The 17,566-nt window shown below is 65.6% G+C and carries 18 protein-coding genes; 11 read left to right on the top strand and 7 right to left on the bottom strand.

Annotated features, from left to right (window positions below; all coding sequences use genetic code 11):
* Window positions 1-33: 33 nt before the first annotated feature.
* A complete protein-coding gene (locus tag RUGAMON1_RS29565) occupies window positions 34-1,260 on the top strand; it encodes an aspartate aminotransferase type Ic (RefSeq protein WP_445233868.1) in 1,227 nt (408 codons plus the stop codon).
* Between the two features lie 106 nt (window positions 1,261-1,366).
* On the opposite strand, the gene RUGAMON1_RS29560 is transcribed toward RUGAMON1_RS29565, so the two are convergent.
* Window positions 1,367-1,645 carry a flagellar protein FliT gene (locus tag RUGAMON1_RS29560; protein ID WP_445233867.1) on the bottom strand — a complete coding sequence of 93 codons (279 nt, stop codon included), beginning with the start codon at window positions 1,643-1,645 and terminating at the stop codon, window positions 1,367-1,369.
* Window positions 1,646-1,805: 160 nt separating this feature from the next.
* Window positions 1,806-2,633, bottom strand: coding sequence for an HDOD domain-containing protein (locus RUGAMON1_RS29555; RefSeq protein WP_445233866.1), 828 nt, complete (start codon window positions 2,631-2,633; stop codon window positions 1,806-1,808).
* A gap of 232 nt (window positions 2,634-2,865) precedes the next feature.
* Here RUGAMON1_RS29555 and RUGAMON1_RS29550 point away from each other — a divergent pair, with 232 nt between their 5' ends.
* The 3 genes from RUGAMON1_RS29550 (at window position 2,866) to RUGAMON1_RS29540 (ending at window position 6,053) form a co-directional block, all read left to right on the top strand.
* On the top strand, window positions 2,866-4,902 hold the full coding sequence (locus RUGAMON1_RS29550; RefSeq protein WP_445233865.1) for a M13 family metallopeptidase: 2,037 nt from the start codon (window positions 2,866-2,868) through the stop codon (window positions 4,900-4,902).
* A gap of 221 nt (window positions 4,903-5,123) precedes the next feature.
* A complete protein-coding gene (locus RUGAMON1_RS29545; RefSeq protein WP_445233864.1) occupies window positions 5,124-5,744 on the top strand; it encodes a class I SAM-dependent methyltransferase in 621 nt (206 codons plus the stop codon).
* A 117-nt stretch (window positions 5,745-5,861) separates the two neighbouring features.
* Window positions 5,862-6,053: a CsbD family protein gene (locus RUGAMON1_RS29540; RefSeq protein ID WP_445233863.1), complete on the top strand. Its 192-nt coding sequence runs from the start codon at window positions 5,862-5,864 to the stop codon at window positions 6,051-6,053.
* A gap of 58 nt (window positions 6,054-6,111) precedes the next feature.
* Here RUGAMON1_RS29540 and RUGAMON1_RS29535 read toward each other — a convergent pair whose 3' ends face one another.
* The 3 genes from RUGAMON1_RS29535 to RUGAMON1_RS29525 all read right to left on the bottom strand — a co-directional run bounded on the left by RUGAMON1_RS29535 (window position 6,112) and on the right by RUGAMON1_RS29525 (window position 10,501).
* Window positions 6,112-6,606 carry an Hcp family type VI secretion system effector gene (locus RUGAMON1_RS29535; RefSeq protein ID WP_445233862.1) on the bottom strand — a complete coding sequence of 165 codons (495 nt, stop codon included), beginning with the start codon at window positions 6,604-6,606 and terminating at the stop codon, window positions 6,112-6,114.
* Window positions 6,607-6,739: 133 nt separating this feature from the next.
* Window positions 6,740-8,956: a S9 family peptidase gene (locus RUGAMON1_RS29530; RefSeq protein WP_445233861.1), complete on the bottom strand. Its 2,217-nt coding sequence runs from the start codon at window positions 8,954-8,956 to the stop codon at window positions 6,740-6,742.
* Window positions 8,957-9,088: 132 nt separating this feature from the next.
* Complete coding sequence (locus RUGAMON1_RS29525) at window positions 9,089-10,501, bottom strand: MATE family efflux transporter (protein WP_445233860.1); 1,413 nt, start codon at window positions 10,499-10,501, stop codon at window positions 9,089-9,091.
* Between the two features lie 178 nt (window positions 10,502-10,679).
* On the opposite strand from RUGAMON1_RS29525, the gene RUGAMON1_RS29520 reads away from it, so the two are divergent.
* The 4 genes from RUGAMON1_RS29520 (at window position 10,680) to RUGAMON1_RS29505 (ending at window position 13,029) form a co-directional block, all read left to right on the top strand.
* Window positions 10,680-11,360 carry a beta/gamma crystallin family protein gene (locus RUGAMON1_RS29520; protein WP_445233859.1) on the top strand — a complete coding sequence of 227 codons (681 nt, stop codon included), beginning with the start codon at window positions 10,680-10,682 and terminating at the stop codon, window positions 11,358-11,360.
* A 15-nt stretch (window positions 11,361-11,375) separates the two neighbouring features.
* The gene (locus RUGAMON1_RS29515; RefSeq protein ID WP_445233858.1) at window positions 11,376-11,711 is read left to right on the top strand and encodes a beta/gamma crystallin-related protein; all 336 of its coding nucleotides are present in this window, start codon (window positions 11,376-11,378) and stop codon (window positions 11,709-11,711) included.
* A 67-nt stretch (window positions 11,712-11,778) separates the two neighbouring features.
* On the top strand, window positions 11,779-12,717 hold the full coding sequence (locus RUGAMON1_RS29510; RefSeq protein ID WP_445233882.1) for a DnaJ C-terminal domain-containing protein: 939 nt from the start codon (window positions 11,779-11,781) through the stop codon (window positions 12,715-12,717).
* A gap of 3 nt (window positions 12,718-12,720) precedes the next feature.
* Window positions 12,721-13,029 carry a chaperone modulator CbpM gene (locus RUGAMON1_RS29505; protein ID WP_445233857.1) on the top strand — a complete coding sequence of 103 codons (309 nt, stop codon included), beginning with the start codon at window positions 12,721-12,723 and terminating at the stop codon, window positions 13,027-13,029.
* Here the strand turns inward: RUGAMON1_RS29505 and RUGAMON1_RS29500 are convergent.
* Complete coding sequence (locus tag RUGAMON1_RS29500; protein WP_445233856.1) at window positions 13,007-14,002, bottom strand: LysR family transcriptional regulator; 996 nt, start codon at window positions 14,000-14,002, stop codon at window positions 13,007-13,009. The genes RUGAMON1_RS29505 and RUGAMON1_RS29500 overlap by 23 nt on opposite strands.
* A gap of 140 nt (window positions 14,003-14,142) precedes the next feature.
* On the opposite strand from RUGAMON1_RS29500, the gene RUGAMON1_RS29495 reads away from it, so the two are divergent.
* Window positions 14,143-14,754 carry an FMN-dependent NADH-azoreductase gene (locus RUGAMON1_RS29495; protein WP_445233855.1) on the top strand — a complete coding sequence of 204 codons (612 nt, stop codon included), beginning with the start codon at window positions 14,143-14,145 and terminating at the stop codon, window positions 14,752-14,754.
* Window positions 14,755-14,829: 75 nt separating this feature from the next.
* Here the strand turns inward: RUGAMON1_RS29495 and RUGAMON1_RS29490 are convergent, their stop codons facing one another.
* Entirely contained in the window at window positions 14,830-15,360 is a 531-nt protein-coding gene (locus RUGAMON1_RS29490; protein ID WP_445233854.1) for a DUF3455 domain-containing protein, read from the bottom strand.
* Window positions 15,361-15,485: 125 nt separating this feature from the next.
* On the opposite strand from RUGAMON1_RS29490, the gene RUGAMON1_RS29485 reads away from it, so the two are divergent.
* Window positions 15,486-16,376 (top strand): cysteine hydrolase family protein, encoded by an 891-nt coding sequence (locus RUGAMON1_RS29485; protein WP_445233853.1) that lies wholly within the window; start codon window positions 15,486-15,488, stop codon window positions 16,374-16,376.
* Entirely contained in the window at window positions 16,373-17,566 is a 1,194-nt protein-coding gene (gene pncB, locus RUGAMON1_RS29480) for a nicotinate phosphoribosyltransferase (RefSeq protein WP_445233852.1), read from the top strand. Before RUGAMON1_RS29485 ends, pncB begins: the two co-directional genes overlap by 4 nt.

The raw sequence follows: 17,566 nt of genomic DNA, 5'->3' as shown, positions 1-17,566 counted from the left end.
CCCCCTCCGTCTTCCCCATACTGAAAGAGCGCTATGACCGCAGTAGATCTCCCTTCTCAGCATCACGAGCAATACCAGGCTTTCAAACAACTCGGCCTGAAACTGGACATGTCCCGTGGCAAGCCCGCGCCCGAGCAACTGGATCTGTCGAATGGCCTGATGGCGTCGCTGGACGGCTACAAGGCCGCCGACGGCACCGATGGCCGCAACTACGGCGGCACCATCGGCCTGCCGGAAGCGCGCGAACTGTTCGGCAAGCTGCTGGACGTGCCGGCCGCGCAAGTGGTGGTCGACAGCAGCGCCAGCCTGTCGCTGATGCATGACGTGATCATCTACAGCCTGCTCAACGGCACGCCCGGCAATGCGCCGTGGGTGCGCGAGCCGGTAACCTTCCTGTGCCCGGTGCCGGGCTACGACCGCCACTTCGCCATCTGCGAAGCGCGCGGCATCAAGATGATCAACATTCCGATGACCGAAGCCGGTCCTGACATGGATCTGGTGGAAAAACTGGTGGCCGAGGATGCCAGCATCAAGGGCATGTGGTGCGTGCCGAAGTACAGCAATCCGGGTGGCGTGGTGTATTCGGACGCCGTGGTGGCCCGCCTGGCGGCGATGAAGACGGCGGCGCCGGACTTCCGCCTGATGTGGGACGACGCTTATCGTTTCCATCATCTGGGCGAGCAAAAGCTGGAAGTGGCCAACATCCTGGACGCCTGCGCCAAGGCCGGCAACCCGGACCGCGCGATCGTGTTCGCGTCGTCGTCGAAGGTGACCTGGGCCGGTTCTGGCATCGCCGCGCTGGCCGCTTCGCCCGCCAATATCGCCTGGTGGACCAAGCATGCGGGTATCCGCAGCATCGGCCCGGACAAGATCAACCAGCTGCGCCATGTGCGCCTGCTGAAGGATGTGGCGACGGTGGAAGCGTTGATGGAACAGCATCGTTTGTTGCTGAAGCCGAAGTTCGATGCGGTGCTGGCGCAGTTCGAGCACTATCTGGCCGACGTGCCGGGCGTGTCGTGGACCCGTCCGCAGGGTGGCTACTTCATCGATCTGGTGACGCCGGACGGTTCGGCCAAGCGCACCGTGGCGCTGGCCAAGGAGGCGGGCATCACGTTGACGCCGGCTGGTGCGGCTTTCCCTTACGGTAACGATCCGAAGGACAGCCATATCCGTATCGCGCCGAGTTTCCCGTCGCTGGACGAGATCACCAAGGCGGCGCAGGGCATCGCGTTGTCGCTGAAGGTAGCGTTGGCGGGCTAAGTACTTGGGGTCAGTTCCGGCATTGCGCCACATGGCACGATGCCGGAACTGACCCCACCATGAAAAAAGCGCCTTGACGGCGCTTTTTTAATTGGAGCTCAGCATTTTACTGATGCGTCACGCCCGGTACATTGTTCAACCAAGGCTCGGTGACGTCGCGGATGGCGCGGTCGTTGGCCAGGATTTGTTTCAGCAGGTCGATCTTGCGCAGGCGCGGGGCGCCGCTCAGGGCCGGTACGCCGGTGGCGGTGGCGCGGGCTTCGCTGGCGCATTGCGCTTCCAGGCGGTTCAGGCCGTCGAAATCACCCAGACGTGCGGCGGCGGCCATTTGATTGGTCAAACCGGCAATATTTTCGTACATCGAGAGGACTTCGGTGGAGGTCATGTTCTCACCCTGGCTAGTTAAAACGGATTACCGCATGTCCTGATTAACGTCGCCTTAAATGGGAACTTTAGGGTGTTTTGAAAAAATATTTGAAAAAGATCGAAAAAAAGCCGCTCGGGGCAAAACCGGCGGCTTTCCGTGGCGATAACAGCAAGCTGGCTTATTTGACCAGCTCTTCCAGGCCGGCGCTCAGTTCGTCCGGCGACGGCATCTCGTCGATCAGCGCGTTGTCGTCCAGGCCCAGTTCCTCGGCCAGGTCGGACGGGTAGCAGGCGGCGATTTCGTCTTCGCTCAGGCCGGCCTGCTCGACGCGGGCGCGCCAGGCGGCCAGCGAGACCACGGCGGCCAGACGGTTCAGCTCGCCGTTGTGGTGCGGCTCGGGGAAGGCCAGGATGGTTTCCGAGAACGTCAGCGGGAACTTCCAGCGCTTGGCCAGCTCGGCGCCGACGTCGGCGAAGGTGTAGCCGAACGAGGCTTGCTCGGCGTCCAGGCGGCGCGAGTCCAGCGGGCCGGCCACCTTGTCGAGCGCCATCGCCTGCTCGGCCATCGCCGAGTGGATCACCAGTTGGCCGATGGCGTGCATCATGCCGATGGTGAAGGCGAGGTCGGTGTTTTCCTTGGTTTTCTTGGCGATCCACTTGGCCGACACCGCGGTGTGCAGGCTGTAGCGCCAGAATTGCTTGAGGTCGAGACCGGGCACGGTCTTGAAGCCGCTGACCAGGCCGGAGCTGATGACCAGCGTGCGCACGGTCACGAAGCCGAGCATCAGCACCGCGTCTTCCACCGTGCCGATGCTGCGCGAGACGTGGTAGTAGGCCGAGTTGGCCAGGCGCAGCAGCTTGGCGCTCAGCACCGGATCCGTCGACAGTTTCTTCGCGATCTCTTCGGTCGAAACGCTGGCCTTGTCGAAACTGCTGATCAGCTCTTCCACGACCTTGGGCGCGGTGGGCAACGCAGTTGGATTCTGGAACAGGGCATCAAGTTTCATATTTATCTCCTGGGTTGTTAGCGCGTTGCTATAGGCTAACTATATAGCGATTCGCCCGTTGAATGAAACAATTTTGCGGGGCTGGCGTCTCTTTTCTGCCGAGTTGCTACCATCTATTCCGTCAAATCCGCCGTTCGTCGCAAAGCAGCATCGCCGGGCGCGCCGCGGCGATACAGTGCACGCTGGCGTACCACGCCTGACACTCAACCAGATCCACGACCAAGGGACTCCCATGCACCCATCCGCAAGCAAGTTAAGCCTGGCCATATGCGCCGCCCTGATGCTGGCCGCGCCGCTGCGCGCCGAGCCGACCTCCGCCGCCCCATCGACCGCCGCCGCCAACAGCGCGGTGCTGCCGGGCGACGATTTCTTTGACTACATCAACGCCGACTGGCTCAACAGCGTCGAGATTCCGGCCGACCGCAGCGGCTGGGGCGTGGGCAACGCGCTGATCGAGGACACCAACCAGCGCATCGTCAAGTTGATCGAGGCGATGGCGGCGCAGCCGGCCGACGCCGAGGCGAAAAAAATCGCCGACTACTACGCCGCCTTCATGGACGAGGCTGGGATCGAAGCCAAGGGCCTGGCGCCGCTGCAACCGCTGCTGCAACAGATCGCCGCCATCGGCGACAAGCGCGCGCTGGCCCAGGCGCTGGGCGGCTCGCTGCAAGCCGATGTCGATCCGCTCAACGCCACCAACTTCTTCACCGAAAACCTGTTCGGCCTGTGGATCGCGCAAGGCCTGAAGGACTCGGCGCACTACACGCCTTACCTGTTGCAGGGCGGCTTGGGCATGCCGGACCGCGCCTACTATCTGGACGCCACGCCGGCCATGCAAAAGCTGCGCGGCCAATACCAGGCGCACATCGCCGCCACCTTCAAGCTGGCCGGCATCGCCGACGCCGACGCCCGCGCCGCGCGCGTGTTCGAACTGGAACGCAAGATCGCGCTGGCGCACGCCAGCCGCGAAGTGTCGTCCGACGTGCTCAAGGCCAACAACAACTGGAGCGCCGCCGATTTCGCGCGCAAGGCGCCGGGCCTGGACTGGCAAGCCTTCTTCGCCAGCGCCGGCCTGGGCGAGCAGAAAAAATTCATCGTCTGGCATCCGACCGCCATAGTCGGCGCGGCCAAGCTGGTGCAGTCGGCGCCGCTGGAAACGTGGAAGGATTTCCTCACCTTCCACCGCATCAACCAGGTCAGCAGCGCGCTGCCGAAGGCGCTGGCCGACCAGCACTTCGACTTTTATGGCCGCACGCTGAACGGCACGCCGCAGCAATCGGTGCGCTGGAAGCGCAGCCTGGCCGCCGTCAACGCCGCCATGCCCGATGCGCTGGGTAAAGTCTATGTCGCCAAGTATTTCCCGCCGGAGTCCAAGCAGCGCTTGCAGCAGATGGTGGGCAAGATCATCGACGCCTTCCATGCCCGCATCGACCAGCTGGCGTGGATGGCCCCGGCCACCAGGAAGGAGGCGCACGCCAAGCTGAAGACCTTGTACGTGGGCATAGGCTATCCCGAAAAGTGGGCCAGCTACGAGCAGCTGGACGTGGCGCCGGGCGATGCGCTGGGCAACCTGCTGCGCGCGCAACGCGTGCATACGCAGCAGCAATTGGCCAAGCTGCATCAGCCGGTGGACCGCGCCGAGTGGTGCATGCCGGCGCAGCTGGTCAACGCGGTGAACATGCCGATGCAGAACGCGATCAACTTCCCGGCCGCGATCCTGCAGCCGCCGTTCTTCGATGCCGGCGCCAGCGACGCGATGAACTACGGCGGCATCGGCGCCACCATCGGCCACGAGATCAGCCACAGCTTCGACGACCAGGGCGCGCAGTTCGATGCGCAAGGCCGCCTGCGCGACTGGTGGACGGCGGCCGACGGCAAGCATTTCAAGCAGGCCTCGGCGGCGTTGGCGGCGCAGTATTCGGCGTACAAGCCGTTCCCGGATCTGGCCATCAACGGCCAGCAGACCTTGAGCGAGAACCTGGCCGATCTGGCCGGGCTGGCGGCATCGTATGACGCTTACCACACCACGCTGGACAACAAGCGCGTGACGGCGGAAGCGGACCAGCAATTCTTCACCGGCTATGCGATGAGCTGGCGCGAGAAACAGCGCGAAGCCGCGCTGCGCCGCGCGATCCTGACCGACGGCCATGCGCCCGACAAATGGCGCACCGCCACCGTCCGCAATATGGACGCGTGGTACCAGGCCTTCAACGTGCAGCCGGGACAGACCTTGTACCTTGCGCCGAAGGACCGGGTGCGCGTCTGGTAAGCTGAGCAGGAAGGATGTGCGGTGGGCGCCCTGTCGCACATCCTTCGCCGGACCTTACTATTCCGGCCCTCTGAAACTCTCTATTTTTGTTCGGTCCTCTCTAGGGTTGGCTTGTGCGCCGCACAAAGTACGGATTCTAGAAAAATAGAGGGTTTCAGAGAGCCGAAATAGGATCGTCTGTCGAAGGAGTGAATTCGGCACCCGCCGTATATACTGGCGGCATGGAACCCGACCCTATCGAGCAGATCACTCAAACCACGCTGCAGCATTATGAGCGCAATGCCGAGCAGTTTTTCGCCGGCACCATCGACCACGACGTCAGCCAAAACATCGCCGCCTTGCTAGGCGCGATACACGGCACCGCGCCATACCGCCTGCTGGACCTGGGCTGCGGCCCCGGCCGCGACCTGAAGACTTTCAAGAGCATGGGCCACGAAGCGATCGGCGTCGATGGCTCGGCGCGATTCGTCGAGATGGCGCGCGCCTACAGCGGCTGCGACGCGTGGCGGCAGGACTTCGTCAAACTTGATCTGCCCGCTGGTTTTTTCGACGGCGTCTACGCCAACGCCTCCTTGTTCCACGTGCCCAGCGCCGCGCTGCCGCAGGTGCTGCGCGACCTGCATGCCGCACTGAAAACCGGCGGCGTGTTGTTCAGCTCCAATCCGCGCGGCGACAACCGCGAAGGCTGGAACGGCCCGCGCTACGGCAGCTACTACGACTACGAAACCTGGGAGCGTTACCTGCTGGCAGCAGGATTTATCGCAGTCCAACATTACTATCGTCCCGAAGGCTTGCCGCGCGACCAGCAGCCCTGGCTGGCCAGCGTCTGGCGCAAGATCTGATTGCCGCCGTGGGTGCGCAATCGCACAGAGCGCCATCCGCCGCCTGCCTATAGTGGACCTCATGCACACAGCACAGCGCTGCGTGTCCTGTAGCTTCATCCCATTAAGGAGTTCACCATGAACAAAGATCAAGTTAAAGGTACGGCAAAGGATGTCGGCGGCAAAATCCAGGAAGAGGCTGGCAAGCTGGTCGGCAGCTCGGAGCAGCAAGCCAAGGGCCTGAACAAGCAAGCTGAAGGCAAGCTGCAAAAAGGCCTGGGCGACGCCAAGGAAGCCGTGAAAGACATCACCAAAGGCAACCGCAACTAATCGTTGCCGCGCCAATAAAAACAGCCGCTTGTAGCGGCTGTTTTTATTGGCGCGGGCTTCAAGCCGCGATGCGGTTGGTACTCAGGTCCCAGCCGCCGGCGGTATTGCCGCCCGCGCCGCCGCCGATCTTTTGCTGCGTGTAGCGCCACTTCACTTTCGAAAACTTCAGCGCCACATGCTCGCTCAGGATGTCGCCTTCCTCCACGCTGGGCGACACCGCGCCGACCAGCACGTTTTCCAGTTCGATCTCGAAATACTTGACGCGCTCGCCCTGGCCGTCCGCGCGCATGAATTCAAACCTGGCCTTGGGGATGGTTTTGCCCGACGAACAGGTTTGCAGCAGCACCGGCGAGGCCAGGTCGGCCAGCTTCATCAAGGTGATGTCGTGATGTTCGCAGCGCTCGGCGGTGTGGCCGCCGCCGGTCGACGCGGTGGCGGACTTGGGCTGGCTGACCGCCCAGCTGACCGACTTGCATTCGATCCAATCCTTGTGTTTATCGTCGGCCGATTCGCCGCGGATACCGTCAATTTGCAGGTAGACATCGATAGCCATAATTCCTCCAAGATATGAATGGAGCGGTGCGGAATGCACCGCAGCGGGCATTATCGAATGGCTAACAAATTGGCGCTTGTGGCCGCTCAACCGCGGCCAAAAAAAAGGGCCCGCAGGCCCTTTGATGCTTGGCTTACTTCGCCGTTTCCGGCATCAAATTCTTCTTGAAGAAGGCTTCGATGTTGCCGTACACATGGCGCTGCGGACCGCGCCCCGAGATGCCGTGCTTGGCGCCCGGGTAGGTCATCAGCTCGAAGTGCACATTGCGCTTGACCAGCGCGTCGATCATGCGCGTGGTGTTGGTGAACAGCACGTTGTCGTCGGCCATGCCGTGCATCAGCAGCAGCGGCGATTTCAGGCCGTCCAGGTGCGAGTACACGCCGCCCGATGCATAGCCGGCCGCGTTCTCTTTCGGCGTGCCCATGAACTGCTCGGTGTAGTGGGTGTCGTACAGCGACCAGTCGGTCACCGGCGCCACCGACACGCCCATCGCGATCTTGTCCGACGCTTCCGCCAGCAGGCGCAAGGTCATGAAGCCGCCGTAGCTCCAGCCGAACACGCCCACGCGCTTGGCGTCGACGAAGCTCTGCTTGCCCAGCCACTCGATGCCGGTGATCTGGTCTTCGACCTCGACCTTGCCGAGCTTGTGGTAGTTGGCGTCGGTGAACACGCGCTCGCGGCGCGACGAGCCGCGGTTATCCAGGCGCCACACCACGAAGCCTTGCTGCGCCATGTACTGGTCGAAGAAGTTGCCCCAGCGGCGAGCCACGTGCTGCGAGTGCGGCCCGCCGTAGGTCGACAGGTAGACCGGGTATTTCTTGGCCGCGTCGAAGCCGCTCGGCTTGATCATCGAGTAGTACAGGGTCTGGCCGTCCTTGGCCTTCAGGCTGCCGTACTCGGTGCGCAGGTGGGCGTCCAGGTACTTGCCGTACGGGTGCGACGCGTTCAGCTCGTTGTGCTCCAGCCAGCTGATCATCGCGCCGTCCGGACGGCGGATGCTGACCTGCGGCGGGGTGTCCGGATCGGAATAGGTGTCGACGAACACCTCGCCGTTGCGGGCGAACGCGGAATCGTGCCAGCCGTCGCCCTGGGTGATGCGCTGCGGCTTGTTGGCGCTGCTGCCGTCGAGTTTCAGCGCGTAGGTCTGGCTGTCGACCACGGCGTCGCGGTTCGACTGCACGAACACGCGGCCGCCTTTTTCGTCCAGCGCCAGCACGCGGTCGATGCCCCATTCGCCGCTGGAGATGGCGTGTTGCAGCTTGCCGTGCATGTCGTACTGGTACAGGTGCTTGCGGCCGCTGCGCTCGGACGACCAGATGAAGCCCTTGTCGTTGGCGAGGAAGCGCAGGTCGTCGAAGATGCTGACCCAGGTCGGCGAGGTTTCGGTGATCAGCACCTTCTGCGCCAGCGTGGCGGCGTCCACCGACACCAGCTCCAAGGTCTTCTGGTCGCGGCTCTGGCGCTGGAACAGCAAGGCCTTGGCGCTGCCGCTCCAGTCGGCGCGCACCAGGTAGATGTCGGCGTTGGCGCCCAGCTCGACGTTGCGGATCTCGCCGCTGGTCGGCGAGACGATCTTCAGCTGCACCAGCACGTTCGGATCGCCGGCGGCCGGGTAGCGCTGCTCGACCACGTCGGTGCGGTCGGCGAAGATTTCAAAGCGGCGCACCACCGGCACCGGCGCCTCGTCGTAGCGCTTGTAGGCGATCGCGGAATCGTCCGGCGCCCAGTAGTAGCCGCTGGTCTGCGCCATTTCTTCCTGCGCCACGAACTCGGCCTCGGCGTTGTGGATGGTGCCCTGGCCGTCGCTGGTCAGCTGCTTTTCCTTGCCGCTGGCGAGGTCGATCACGTACAGGTTCTGGTCGCGCACGAAGGACACGTAGCGGCCTTTCGGCGAAATCTTGGGATCGAGCACATTGCCCGAGGCCACCATGCGCGCGGCGTCCGGCTTGCTGGCGTCGATCAGGTACAGATTGCCGGCGATCGGCACCAGCAGCTGCTTGCCGTCCGGCGACCAGCTGTAGCTGAGGATGCCCTTCAGGCTGGCGGTGCGCTCGCGCTCGCGGCGCGCCTTCTCGGCGTCCGACAAGTTCTCTTCCGGCACCAGGATCTTGGAGTCGACCAGGCGGTGCGTGCTCTTGTCCTTCAGGTTGTATTCCCACAGGTCGAGCTGGAACTGGTTGTCGTCGCGGCCGCGCAGGAAGGTCACGCGGGCGCCGTCCGGCGACACCTTCAGGCTGCGCACGCCGGGGCCGCTCAGCGACGGGTCGGCATGCAGGCGGTCCAGGGTCAGTTTTTCGGCCGAGGCTTGGGAGCCGGCCAGCAGGGCGAGGAAGCAGAGGATGAAGCGCATTGGAGTGAGTGTCTCTTGGTTATCAGAACCCAAGACGATACCAGACCGGCCCGCTTGTGGCGAGACGGCAATGTTCTGAATCCGCGCGGGAAAACCGTTTTTCCTTCGGCGTCGGTAACACAGTGTAGGACCTCAGCCGGCCGGCGCCCGCGCTTGCTCCTGATCCTGCGCCACCCGCGCCAGCGACAGCCGCTGCAACGCCCAGCTCAGCAGCACGGCCGCCACCGTCAGCCCCAGCACCAGCCCGATCCAGAAGCCGGCCGCCGCCATCGGCTGCGCCGGCGCCCACGGCAGCCACTGCGGCGCCAGCCCCAGCCAGCAGCCCAGCGGCAGCGCGAAGCCCCAGAACGCCAGCAGCTGGATCTGCATCGGCTGGCGCGTGACCTTGTAGCCGCGGATCGCGCACGAGGTCGCCACCTGGGTGGCGTCCGACAGCTGGAACAGCGCGGCAAACAGCAGCAGCTGCACGCACAGCGCCTGCACCGCCGGGTCCGACGTGTAGGCCTCGGCGATCTGCTGGCGGAACACCACGATGAACAGCGCCGACAGCACGGCAAACGCCAGCGACATCCACACCCCGGTCCAGGCCACGAAGCGCGCCCGCACCGGATTGCCTTCGCCCACCGCCTGGCCGACGCGGGTGATCAGCGCGATGCCAAAGCTGAGCGGCACCATGAACACCAGCGACGAAAAGTTCAGCGCGATCTGGTGCGCGGAAATCTGCACCACGCCGTAGCGCGCGATCAGCAGGCTGACCGCGCCGAACGCGCTGACCTCGGCGAAATAGGTGACGCCGATCGGCAGGCCCAGCCGCAGCATCGAGCGGATCTCCGGCCAGTGCGGCCCCTCCCAGTGGGTGAACGGATAGGTGGCGCGGTAGGCCGGCGCCATGCGCATCCAGCCCAGCATGGCGGCCAGCATCAGCCACATGCACAGCCCGGTGGCCACCGCGCAGCCGACCCCGCCCAGCTTGGGCAAGCCCCAGTGGCCGAAGATCAGCAGCCAGTTGACCAGCACATTGAAGGCCAGGCCGAGCAGGGCGATCAGCATCACCGGCTTGGTCTGGTTGATGCTGGTGCTGTAGCCGTACAGCGCGCGGTAGGCCGCGAACGGCGGCAGGCCGATGCTGATCACGTGCACGAACAAGGTGGCCTGGCGCTGCACGTACGGGGTCAGGTACAGGTGGTCGAACAGCAGGGTCGCCAGGTTGGCCAGCAGCATGGCCGCCACGCCCACCCCCAGCGCCTTCCACAGCGATTGCCGCACCGCGTGCGGTATGCGCCCCAGCTCGCCGGCGCCGACGTCGTGCGCCACCACGCTGTTGATCGCCATCATGGTGCCGCTGACGGTGACCAGGATGATCGACCAGATCGACGCCCCCAGCGACACCGCGCCCAGCTCGTCGGCGCTGGCGTGGCCGGTCATCGCCACGTCGGCCACGCCCATGCCGACCGTGGCCAGCTGGCCGACCAGCATCGGCCAGGCCAGCCGCCACAGGGCGGCGGTTTCACGGCGGAGATTGGGCAGGGTGAAGGCGTGGGGCATGCGCGGCGGTCAAAATGGGGCGGGCGACAATTCTAACCCGGTCCGCTCCAGTCCGCCGCGCTGTATCATTACATTTTCTTGCAATTTAGCCATATTGACTTGTCGGCCGAAGCGCTAGCATACGCGTTGTTGGTGCATGGCACTGGCTGATCAACTTTTTACCTGAGCGAGCTTCATCATGAAACCATTCCTGCACCGTCTGACCCGCGCCGCCCTGCTGCTGGCCGCGCCCCTGCTGGCCGCCAGCGCCGCCCACGCGGGCGAGCTGACGCTGTACACCGACTCCAACTTCTCCGGTCAGCCGCTGACGCTGCGCGGCAACACGCCGGACCTGGCGCCGCTCGGCTTCAACGACCGCACCTCGTCGGTGATCGTGCGCTCCGGCACCTGGCAGCTGTGCGAGCACGCCAATTTCCAGGGCCGCTGCATGACGTTCGAACGCGGCGAGTATCGGCAGCTGGACGGCTTCAACGACGCCGTCTCCTCGGTGCGCGAAGTCAGCGGCGGCGGCCGCGACGACCGCGGCGGCCGTGACGATCGCGGCGACCGCGACGAGCGCGGCGGCAACCGCTGGGACCGCGACGACGACCGCGGCTACGGCCATCGCCGCGAAGCCATCGTGCTGTTCTCCAAGTCGCGCTTCGGCGGCGCCAGGCTGGAGCTGCACAACAACGAGGTGCGCACGCTGGACCGCTACGACTTCAACGACCAGGCCGGCTCCGTCATCGTCAACGAAGGCCGCTGGGAACTGTGCGAGCACGCCGACTTCGGCGGCCGCTGCATCGTGCTCGATCCGGGCCGCTACGAGCGCCTGGAGGACATGAACAACCAGATCTCCTCGCTGCGCCGGGTGCGCTGAGCTGGAGGCCCGGCCATGAACCGACTACTGTGCGCCACCCTGCTGGGCGCCGCCGCGGCGGCGCAGGCGGGCGACATCACGCTCTACACGCGCGAGCATTTCGGCGGCCCGGCCTTGCAGCTGCACGGCTCGGAGCCCGACCTCGACAAGCTGGGCTTCAACGACAAGACCTCCAGCGTGATCGTGCAGAACGGCACCTGGGAGGTCTGCGAGAACAAGCACTACAAGGGGCGTTGCCTGGTGCTGGAAAAGGGCGAGTACGCCGAACTGAAAAACTTCAACGACATGATGTCGTCGGTGCGGGAGGTCGACGCCAGGCCGGCCCCCAAGGACAAACGCGAGCGCAAATGAAGAGACGGACGGCGCGCGCGGCCAATCGGCGCTAGACTGTGGCATACGCATGACGGGAGCGCGCAACGTGGAATACAAGGATTACTACCAGACCCTGGGCGTGGCCAAGACGGCCACCGAGGATGAAATCAAGAAAGCCTACCGCAAGCTGGTCCGGAAATACCATCCGGACGTCAGCAAGGAGGCCGACGCCCAGCACATGACCCAGGAACTGAACGAGGCCTACGGCGTGCTGGGCGACGCCGAAAAGCGCGCCGCCTACGACGAGCTCGGGCGCGGCCATCAGTACCGCGCCGGCCAGGAATTCCGTCCGCCGCCGGACTGGGGCCGCGGTTTCGGCAACGGCGGTGCCGGCGCGGGCGGCTTCGGCGGCGACGCCATGGGCAGCGACTTCTTTGCCGACCTGTTCGCCAACCTGGGCGGCGGCGGTCGCCGCCGCCAGGCGCCGCCCCGGCGCGGCGAGGACAGCCACGCCAGCATCACCATCGACCTGGCCGACAGCTACCACGGCGCCACCCGTAACATCGGCCTGACGGTGGCCGAACGCGACGCCCAGGACCGCATCGTCACGCGCGAGCGCAACCTCAGCGTCAACATTCCGAAAGGCGTGACGGCCGGCCAGCAACTGCGGCTGTCGGGCCAGGGCCAGCCGGGCGCGGCCGGGCCGGGCGACCTGTACCTGGAAATCCAGTTCCGCCCCAACGCCCGCTACCGCATCGACGGCCGCGACGTCTACGAAACGGTGCCGGTGGCGCCGTGGGAGCTGGCGCTGGGCGGCGAGATCGACGTCGGCACGCCGTCCGGCAAGGTCACCGTCACGGTGCCGGCCGGCTCGCAGAGCGGGCGCAAGCTGCGCCTGCGCGGGCGCGGCATCCCCGGCAAGGAGGCCGGCGACCTGTACCTGCTGCTGGAGGTGGTGCTGCCGCCGGCCACCAGCGACAAGGCACGCGAACTGTATCAAACCATGGCGCGCGAACTGGCTTTCAACCCGCGCGCGGGAGGATGAACGATGGGACAGGCAATTTTGAACCCGGTGCTGGTCGATGAGGCCGCGCTGACGGTGGAAGAACTGGCGCAAGCCTGCGCCGTCGAGCCGGATTGGGTGGTGCAGCGGGTGCGCACCGGCATCCTGCTCGACAGCGCCGACGGCGACTACGTGGCCTGGCGCTTCACCAGCGCCGACCTGGTGCGCGCGCGCCGGCTGTGCCAGGTCGAGCGCGACTTCGACGCCAACGACGACGTCGCCGCGCTGGTGGTCGATCTGTCGGAGGAAATCCGCCGCCTGCGCGGCAAGCTCAGCGCCGCCGGAGTGAAATAGGCGAGGGCGCCGTCAAGCCCGGCGGCGCGTCGGCCACCGGCACCGGCCGCATGTCGTGGTTGGGCAGCGGCGCGCCGGCCTGCTCCAGCTCGAGGAATTGCTGCATCAGCCAGCGCGTGGCCGGCCCCGGCTCCTCGTCGCCGCGCCGTATCACATACAGCGGGAAGCTGAACGCGCTGCCCTCGCTGATGCGCAGCTGCACCAGCCGCCCCGCATCCAAATCCCACTGCACGAACTCGACCGGCATATTGCCCCAGCCGATGCCGCTGCGCAGCAGCGCGTGCTTGGAGCTGAGGTCGCCCAGGCGCCAGTCGCGCAGCGCCAGCACGCCGAAGTCCTGGCCCTTGGTCAGCGTGCTGCGGTCGGTCAGCACCAGCTGGGTGTGCTCGCGCAGCACCGTGCTGGGGATGATGCCGTCGATCTGCGCCAGCGGATGCTCGGGCGCGGCCACCGGCACCATCGTCACGAAGCCGCAGCTCTGGCGCTCGATGGTGTCCGGCGTGCCCGGCATCCAGCCGCTGATGCCGATGTGGCACTGCCGCTCCTGCACCAGCTGGGTGACCGCGCCCAGCGCCTCGGTGCGCAGCCGCATCGCCACGGTCGGGAACTCCTTCTGGAAGGCGTGCAGGATGCGCACCAGCTTGCAGGTCGAGAACATCACGTCGACCACCACCGACACCTCGGCCTCCAGCCCGGCCGACAGCGCCTTGGCGCGGGCCCGCATGCCGTCCACCTTGAGCGACACAGCGCGGGCGTCGGCCAGCAGCGCCTTGCCGGCCTCGGTCAGCACCGGCTTGCGCTTGCTGCGGTCGAGCAGCTCGATGTTGAGCTGCTCCTCCAGGTTGGCGATGGTGTAGCTGATCACCGACTGCGTGCGGTGCAGCGCCCGCGCCGCGTGGGCGAAGCCGCCATGGTCGATGACGGCGATGAACACGCGCAGCTGGTCGAGGGAGGGAAGGCCGGGATCGCGCATACAGCACCTTGTTGAGAGATTGATATCGAACGAGGTTATCGAATATATCGATAGGTAAGATTTAAATTTAACTAGTTTCATCGATATTAAACTCGTTCTATGATGAATGCAATCCCTCCCACCCGAAAGGAAACAGCATCATGGCAACCGTACTCCACATCAACAGCAGTGTTCGTCAAAACGGCTCCCTGTCGCGCCAGCTGGGCGGCGAATTCGTCGCCAAATGGCAGGCGGCCAACCCGTCCGGCACCGTCGTCACCCGCGACCTGGCCACCAGCCCGGTGCCGCACCTGACCGAACAGATGATGGGCGCCTACTTCACCCCGGCCGAGCAGCGCAACGCCGATCAGGCCCACACCATCAAGACCTCGGACACGCTGGTCGACGAACTGCTGGCCGCCGACACCATCGTCATCGGCGCGCCGATGTACAACTTCTCCGTCACCTCCGGCCTGAAAGCCTGGATCGACCACGTGGCGCGCGCCGGCCGCACCTTCAAGTACGGCGCCAACGGCCCTGAAGGCCTGGTCCACGGCAAGAAAGTCATCGTGTTCGTCGCCAGCGGCGGCGTCTACAGCGAAGGCCCGGCGGCCGCCTACGACCACGTCACCACCTACCTGCGCTCGGTGCTGGGCTTCCTGGGCATGACCGACGTCACCTTCGTGGTGGCCGAAGGCGTGGCCATGGGCGAAGAAGCGGTGGCCGCCGCCGTCGCCAAGGGCCGCTCGAAGATCGACGCGATCGCCGCCTGAGCTTCGGCTCCGCGATAAAAAAACTCCCTGCCGGCGGCTGCCGGCAGGGAGTTTTTTTGCGTCCGGGGCGGCCTGTCAGCCGGGCACGTAGAAACGGTACAGCGCCTTGTACGGCACCCGCGCTTCCTTGCCCAGTTCGGCCGCGGCGCAGCCGCCGGCCGGCGCCTTGCCCGCCTCGGTCGCCAGCCTTTGCACATAGCTGACGCGGCCGAAAACGCCGTCGCCGCTGGCCGACTTGGCCGCCAGCAGCAGCCACGGGATCGCCTGGCCGGCCGGATCGTCCTGCTTGGCCTTGACCTCGCCGACCACCTTGCTGCCATCGTTGCCCTCCCAGGTCGGGCCGGCGTAGTGCTTGCCGAGGCTGGCGCCGGCGGCGTCGAACAGCGCCGCCTCGGGCGCCTTGAACACCCATTCCGCCTGCGCCGGGTTGGCCTTGGCGGCGCTGCAGACGTAGATCTGCACGCCGCTGGCGTTGGCCGCCAGCGACAGCTTGTGGCCGGCGGGCGCTTGCAGCGCATCGGGCACGGTCACCGGTGGAAAAGCGGCGCTGGCGCAGCCGGACAGTACGGCCGCCAGCGCGGCGGCGGAGAGCAGGCGAGTGTGCATAGGGTTTCCTCCATGTTATTGAAAATGCATTTTACGCAAATTCGTGCGGCTTGGCCGATAATCCTCACCGTCGGCCCGCGCTATCGGGCAAAATCATATACAGTTAAGCAAGCATCGGAGCTCACATGAAACGCAACCTGCATCTGCTGATCATCGATCCGCAAAACGATTTTTGCGATCTGCCGGACAGCCACCTGCCGCTCGACGCGGCCGCCCGCGCGCCGCACGCGCCGGCCTTGCCGGTGCTCGGCGCCCACCAGGACATGCTGCGCCTGGCCGGCCTGATCAACCGCGGCCGCGCCGGCCTGACCGCCATCAGCATCACGCTCGATTCGCACCACCGCTTCGACATCGCCCACCCGACCTTCTGGATCGCCCGCGACGGCGCGCCGGTGGCGCCGTTCACGCAGATCAGCGCGGCCGACGTGCGCGCCGAACGCTTCCTGCCGCGCCATGCCGGCGCCTTGCCGCTGGCGCTGAACTACCTCGACAAACTGGAGGCGGCCGGCCGCTACCGGCTGATGGTGTGGCCGGTCCATTGCGAGATCGGCACCTGGGGCCACAACGTCCACGACCACGTGCGCGCCGCCTACGGCGCCTGGGAGGAAGCCTCGCTGGGCATCGTCGCCAAGCTGGCCAAGGGCTCGAACCCGTGGACCGAACACTATTCCGCCGTGATGGCCGAGGTGCCGGACGCCGACGACCCGGACACCCAGCTCAACAGCAAGTTCATCGCCTCGCTGGCCGAGGCCGACCAGGTCTACATCGCCGGCGAGGCCGGCAGCCATTGCGTCAAGGCCACGGTCGAGCACATCGTCGAGCACTTCGGCGGCCAGCCCCTGTCCAAGCTGGTCCTGATCACCGACTGCATCAGCCCGGTGACCGGCTTCGAGCCGCAATACCAGGCCTTCCTGCAAGCGATGCAGGCGCGCGGCGTGCAGCTGCGCCAGGCGGCCGACGTGCTGCCCGAACTGCTGGCCAACGCCAACCGCGCACTGGGAGCCGATCCCGCATGAACCAGCCCATCGTCCGCAGCCTGCTGGAAACCGATTTATACAAGTTCACCATGTGGCAGGCGCTGTTGCACGGCCACCCGAACTCGCACACCGAGTACGAGTTCGTCTGCCGCAACGCCACCGCCTATCCGCTGACCGAGCTGCTGCCCGACATCGAACGCGAGCTCGACCATCTATGCTCGATGAGCTTCCGCGACGACGAGCTGAACTACCTGCGCTCGCTACGCTACATCAAGAGCGACTTCGTCGACTTCCTCACCGTGTTCCGCTTCCAGCGCAAGTTCATCGAGGTGCGGGCCGACGGCGCCACGCTGGTGATCCACGCCAGCGGCCCGCAGGTGCACGTGATGGGCTTCGAGATCTATGTGCTGTACATCGTCAACGAGCTGTACTTCCGCCGCTTCGACGCCGCCGCCGCGCTGGCGGAAGGCCGCGCGCGCCTCGCCGCCAAGATCGCCGCGCTGCAAGCCTTCGGCGCCGAGCCGGCCAAACGCCACCCCTTCGAATTCTCCGACTTCGGCACCCGCCGCCGCTACTCGGCCGCCTGGCACGACGAAGTGGTGCAGCGGCTGGCGCGCGAAGTGCCGCAATACTTCAAGGGCACCTCCAACGTCTACCAGGCGATGCAGTTCGGCCTGGTGCCGATCGGCACCATGGCGCACGAATACATGCAATCGTTCCAGGCCTTCGGCGTGCGCCTGCGCGACTTCCAGAAAGCCTCGCTGGAGGCGTGGGTGCAGGAATACCGGGGCGACCTCGGCGTCGCCCTGACCGACGTGGTCGGCATGGACGCCTTCCTCGACGACTTCGACCTGTACTTCGCCAAGCTGTTCGACGGCCTGCGCCACGATTCCGGCGACCCGGTGGTGTGGGGCGAAAAGGCGCTGGCCCACTACGCCGCGCTGCGGGTCGACGCCAACACCAAGCGCCTGGTGTTCTCCGACGGCCTGAAGCTCGACACCGCGTTCGCGCTGTACCGCCACTTCGCCGACCGCATCATGACCGGCTTCGGCATCGGCACCCATCTGACCAACGACGTCGGCCTGACGCCGCTGAACATCGTCATGAAGCTGGTGTGCTGCAACGGCCAGTCGGTGGCCAAGCTGTCCGACTCGCCCGGCAAGACGCTGTGCAAGGACGAGACCTTCCTGGCCTATCTGCGGCAAGTGTTCAACCACCCGGCGGCCTGA

This window comes from Duganella rhizosphaerae, from assembly GCF_040364205.1.
Lineage (GTDB): Bacteria > Pseudomonadota > Gammaproteobacteria > Burkholderiales > Burkholderiaceae_D > Rugamonas > Rugamonas rhizosphaerae.
Note: the sequence above shows the minus strand (reverse complement) of the source record. Positions and strands in the feature narration are given on the sequence as shown.